4 protein-coding genes are annotated in these 5,061 nt (G+C 67.6%); 3 read left to right on the forward strand and 1 reads right to left on the reverse strand.

The genetic code is table 11. The features are described from left to right. Positions 1-2,050: putative bifunctional diguanylate cyclase/phosphodiesterase (locus tag AB3X43_RS18030; RefSeq protein ID WP_369431252.1), on the forward strand; the 2,050-nt coding region annotated here is incomplete at its 5' end. On the opposite strand, the gene AB3X43_RS18035 is transcribed toward AB3X43_RS18030, so the two are convergent. After that, on the reverse strand, positions 2,036-2,686 hold the full coding sequence (locus AB3X43_RS18035; RefSeq protein ID WP_369431253.1) for an RNA pyrophosphohydrolase: 651 nt from the start codon (positions 2,684-2,686) through the stop codon (positions 2,036-2,038). The two genes, AB3X43_RS18030 and AB3X43_RS18035, sit on opposite strands and share 15 nt — an antisense overlap. Positions 2,687-2,798: 112 nt before the next feature. Here AB3X43_RS18035 and AB3X43_RS18040 point away from each other — a divergent pair, with 112 nt between their 5' ends. After that, complete coding sequence (locus AB3X43_RS18040; protein ID WP_369431254.1) at positions 2,799-4,544, forward strand: proline--tRNA ligase; 1,746 nt, start codon at positions 2,799-2,801, stop codon at positions 4,542-4,544. After that, on the forward strand, positions 4,541-5,061 hold a 521-nt coding region (locus AB3X43_RS18045), incomplete at its 3' end, for a lytic transglycosylase domain-containing protein (RefSeq protein WP_369431255.1). The genes AB3X43_RS18040 and AB3X43_RS18045, both read left to right, overlap by 4 nt.

The raw sequence follows: 5,061 nt of genomic DNA on the forward strand, positions 1-5,061 counted from the left end.
CTACACGATCCTGGACAACCTGCATTCGGGTCTGCTGGTGCAGGACCGCCACTGCGCGGTCGAGTTCGTCAACCAGGCGTTCTGCGATCTGTTCCGGCTGTCCCGGCCGCCGGAAACGCTGCGCGGCTTGTCGGCGCAGCAGATGTTGTCGCTGCTGTGCGGGGCCTATGCCCATCCGCAAGCCGCCGCGGCGCGACTGACTGCCATCGTGCAGGCCGATCGGCCGGTGCACGGGGAAGAGGTGGAGATGCAGGGCGGTGCAGTCATGGTGCGCGACTTCATCCCCATCCATGTCACCGGGCAGGCGATGGGGCACATCTGGGTGCACCGCGACGTGACGCAGCACCGGCAGGCCGAGGTGCAGATGCGGCTGGCCGCCCGGCTCTTCGACCGCACCGGCGAGAGCGTGGTGATCACGGACGCCGACCATGTGATCCAGGTGGTGAATGCCGCCTTCGAGCGGGACACGGGCTATGCGAGCCGCGAGGTGGTCGGCCAGCGCACGACGCTGCTGGCGTCCGGGCAGCATGGAGCGTCGTTCTACGAGGAGATGCGGCGCTCGCTGGCCAGCCGTGGCTGGTGGCAGGGCGAGATCTGGAACCGCCACCGCGATGGCCAGATGCACCTGGCCTTCCTGTCGATCAATGCCGTGCCGGACGAGCATGGCGCCGTGCAGCACTACATCGGCGTCTACAGCGATCCGGGCCGCTACGAGGCCTCGCAGCGCCGCATCGAGTACCTGGCCACCCACGATGACCTGACCGGCCTGCCCAACCGCTTCCTGTTCAATGACCGGGTCCGCCAGGCCATCGGGCGCGCCAGCGAGCGGGGCGAGCATCTGGCCGTGATGTTCATCGACCTCGACGAGTTCAAGTTGATCAACGACACACTCGGGCACGCTGTGGGCGACGAGTTGCTGCAGGTGATCGCGCAGCGCCTGCGCGACAGCCTGCGCGGCTGCGACACGGTGGCGCGGCTGGGGGGCGACGAGTTTGCCGTGCTGATCGAGCACACCAGCCTGTCCGAAGCCGAGGCGATGGCCCGCCGGGTGGTCGATCTGCTCGGCGCGCCGATGGCCATGTCGGACCGGGTGCTCTATGTCGGGGCCAGCCTGGGCGTCGGCATGTTCCCGGCCAATGGGCGTGACAGTGCCGCGCTGCTGCAGGTGGCCGACGTGGCCATGTACGCCGCCAAGGCCAAGGGCAAGCGCACCTACCACTTCTACACCAGCGAACTGCAGCTGAAGATGGACCAGCAGCTGCAGCTGGAGATGGGCTTGCGCTGGGCCATCGAGCGAGACGAACTGCGTTTGCTCTACCAGCCGCAGGTGCACCTGGTGACGGGCGAGGTGGTCGGCGTCGAGCCGCTGGTGCGCTGGCAGCGCCCGGGTGGTGCGTGGCTGATGCCGGCGGCCTTCATTCCGGTGGCCGAGCGCAATGGCCTGATCGACGGCATCGGACTGTGGGTGGCGCGCGAGGCGTGCCGCCAGGTGGTGGCGTGGCAGGCGGCGGGCTACCAGGTGCCCCGCATGTCGATCAATGTCTCGGCCGCGCAGTTCCGGCATCCGGGACTGGCTGGTCTGATGGCCAGACTGCTCGCCGAGCATGGACTGGACCCGTCCCGCTTCGTCATCGAACTGACCGAGAGCGCGCTGATGGCCGATCCGGAGAGCGCCCACCAGCAGCTGCGCCAGATCAAGCAGGCGGGTCTGCGGGTCTCGATCGACGATTTCGGGACCGGGCACTCGTCGCTGTCGTGCCTGCGGCGCTACCCGCTGGACGAGCTGAAGATCGACCGCAGCTTCATCGCCGATCTGGAGCATTCGACGCGGGATCTGGAAGTGCTGCGCTCGATCCTGAATCTGTCGCGGGCGCTGGACCTCGACATCGTGGTCGAGGGGGTCGAGACCCGAGGCCAGCTGGCCTTGCTGCGCGAGCTGGACTGCCAGGTGGCGCAGGGCTTCCTGTTCAGCCGGCCGGTGAGCGCGGAGGCAGCTGTCCGCTGGCTTCCGCGCGCATCGGCCGAACTGGTGCGCTCAGACGCTGCCTGAGAGCTTGGCGACGAGGAGTTCCGGTTCCTCCCGGGTCAGCTCCCCGGCGTCGGCGCCGTGCGCTTCGTGGGGGTGCGCCTCGAACCCGTCCTCGTTGCCTTCGCACATGTCACGCCGTGCCCGCATGCCGCTGCGCAGGAAACGGTTGACGTGGCCACTGGGCCTCGGTGGCAGAAAGCGTGCGAGTTCCGTGAGCGCCATCTGGTAGACGTCGCGCTTGAACTCGATCACCACCTCCAGCGGGACCCAGTAGTCGTGCCAGCGCCAGGCGTCGAACTCCGGGTGCGTGGAGGCGCGCAGGTTCATGTCGGTGTCACGCCCGGTCAGTTGCAGCAGGAACCAGATCTGCTTCTGCCCGCGGTAGTGCCCCCGCGCATCGCGGCGGATGAAATGCTCCGGTACCTCGTACCGCAGCCAGTCTCGCGTGCGCGCGAGGATGCGCACATGTTCAGGAAACAACCCCACCTCTTCGTGGAGCTCTCGGAACATCGCCTGCTCTGGCGACTCACCATACTTGATGCCGCCTTGCGGGAACTGCCAGGAGTGGGTGCGTATGCGTTTGCCCCAGAACACCTGGTTCCGCTGGTTGAGCAGGACGATGCCGACGTTGGGCCGGAAGCCTTCACGGTCAAGCATAATCAGACCCCAATTTTCACGTTGAATTCATTATTGCACTGGGCTTGGTGATCGCAACCCCGCGTATCACCCGACAAGAACAGTGATATCTCGCGAGTCTGCTGCCTGCCCCATGAAAGCCTCCCAGTTCTTCATCGCCACCCAGAAAGAAGCCCCCGCCGACGCCGAGGTGGTCAGCCACCAGCTCATGATGCGCGCGGGCATGATCAAGCGCCTGGGCGCCGGGATCTACAACTACATGCCCATGGGCTTGCGCGTCATCCGCAAGGTCGAGGCCATCATCCGCGAGGAGATGGGGCGCGCGGGCGCCGTGGAGATGCTGATGCCGGTGGTGCAGCCGGCCGAGCTGTGGCAGGAGACGGGCCGCTTCGACAAGATGGGCCCGGAGCTGATGCGCGTGAAGGACCGGCACGGTCGCGACTTCATCATCCAGCCGACCAGCGAGGAAGTGGTGACCGACGTCGCCCGCCAGGAGCTGCGCAGCTACAAGCAGCTGCCGAAGAATTTCTACCACATCCAGACCAAGTTCCGCGACGAGCGCCGACCGCGTTTCGGCATCATGCGCGGGCGCGAGTTCACGATGAAGGATGCGTACTCGTTCGACCGCAACCCGGCGGCGGCGGCCAAGAGCTACGAGACGATGTTCGCTGCCTACAAGCGCATCTTCGACCGCTTCGGCCTGCAGTACCGCGCGGTGGCGGCCGACACGGGTGCGATCGGCGGCGACCTGTCGCACGAGTTCCAGGTCATCGCCGACACCGGCGAAGACGCGATCGTCTACTGCCCGACCAGCGACTACGCGGCCAACATCGAGCTGGCCGAGGCCGTGGCGCTGACGGCCGAACGTGGCGTGGCGACACAGGCCCTGGCGAAGACCGCGACGCCCGGCAAGAGCACCTGCGCCGATGTGGCCGTGCTGCTGGATCTGCCGCTGGCGCAGACGGTGAAGTCGCTGGTCATGGCCACCGACGAGGTCAACGACAAGGGCGACATCGTCAAGTCCACCGTCTGGCTGCTGCTGGTGCGCGGCGACCACGACATGAACGAGGTCAAGGTCGGCAAGGTCGAAGGGCTGAAGGGCGGCTTCCGCTTTGCCACGCTCGGCGAGATCGAGGACCACTTCGGCTGCAAGCCGGGCTACCTCGGCCCGATCGGCCTGAAGCAGCCGGTCAAGGTCATCGCCGACCGCACGGTGGCGAACATGGCCGACTTCGTCTGCGGCGCCAACGAGCCCGACTTCCACCTCACCGGCGTCAACTGGGGCCGCGACCTGCCCGAGCCGGACCTCGTCGCCGACCTGCGCAACGTCGTCGCGGGCGATCCGTCGCCCGACGGGCAGGGCGTGCTGGCGATCCAGCGCGGCATCGAGGTCGGCCATGTGTTCTACCTCGGTACCAAGTATTCCAAGGCCATGAACGCCACCTTCCTCGACGAGACCGGCAAGCCAGCGCACTTCGAGATGGGCTGCTACGGCATCGGCGTCACGCGCATCCTGGGCGCGGCCATCGAGCAGGCGCACGACGCCCGCGGCATCGTCTGGCCGGACGCGATCGCCCCGTTCACGGTGGCGATCTGCCCGATCGGCTACGACCGTTCCGCCGACGTGAAGACGGCGGCCGACGCGCTGCACGACGCGCTGCAGGCGGCGGGCATCGACGTGATCCTCGACGACCGCGGCGAGCGCCCGGGCGCGATGTTCGCGGACTGGGAGCTGATCGGTGTGCCGCACCGCGTGGTGCTGTCCGACCGCGGGCTGAAGGAAGGTCAACTGGAATACCAGGGCCGTCGCGACGAAACCGCGACCAAGGTGGCGACTGGTGAGGTGGCTGCCTTCGTGAAGGCCCGTCTGCAGGCATGAACCCGCGCCGCCGGACGCTGCTGGCCTGGGCGGGCAGCGTCGGCCTGACAGGCTGGACGCCGCCGGTTCTGGCTGGCGGTCAGGCGGAAGAACCACTGGCCGACGCGGTGCGCACGGCACTGGCGTCTGCCGTGGCGGGCGAGGGCGCGCCACCGCGGCTCGACTTCCCGTCGATGGAGGCCCGGCTGGTCCACCTGCGCTGGCTGGGCGCGATGAGCCAGCGGCTGGCCAAGCGCAAGCCGGAGTTCGACGTCCGGCGCGAGTTCCTCGAAACCGTCTGGTACGAGAGCCGCCGCGCCGGACTCGACACCGCACTGGTGCTCGGTCTGATCGAAGTGGAGAGCGGCTTCCGCAAGTACGCGATCTCCAGCGTCGGCGCCCGCAGCTACATGCAGGTGATGCCGTTCTGGGCCCGCCTGATCGGCGACGGCGACCCAAGCCGGCTGTTCCACATGCAGACCAATCTGCGCTTCGGCTGCGTGATCCTGCGCCACTACCTCGACCGCGAGAACGGCGA

This window comes from Sphaerotilus sp. (genome assembly GCF_041083715.1).
GTDB lineage: Bacteria > Pseudomonadota > Gammaproteobacteria > Burkholderiales > Burkholderiaceae_C > Sphaerotilus.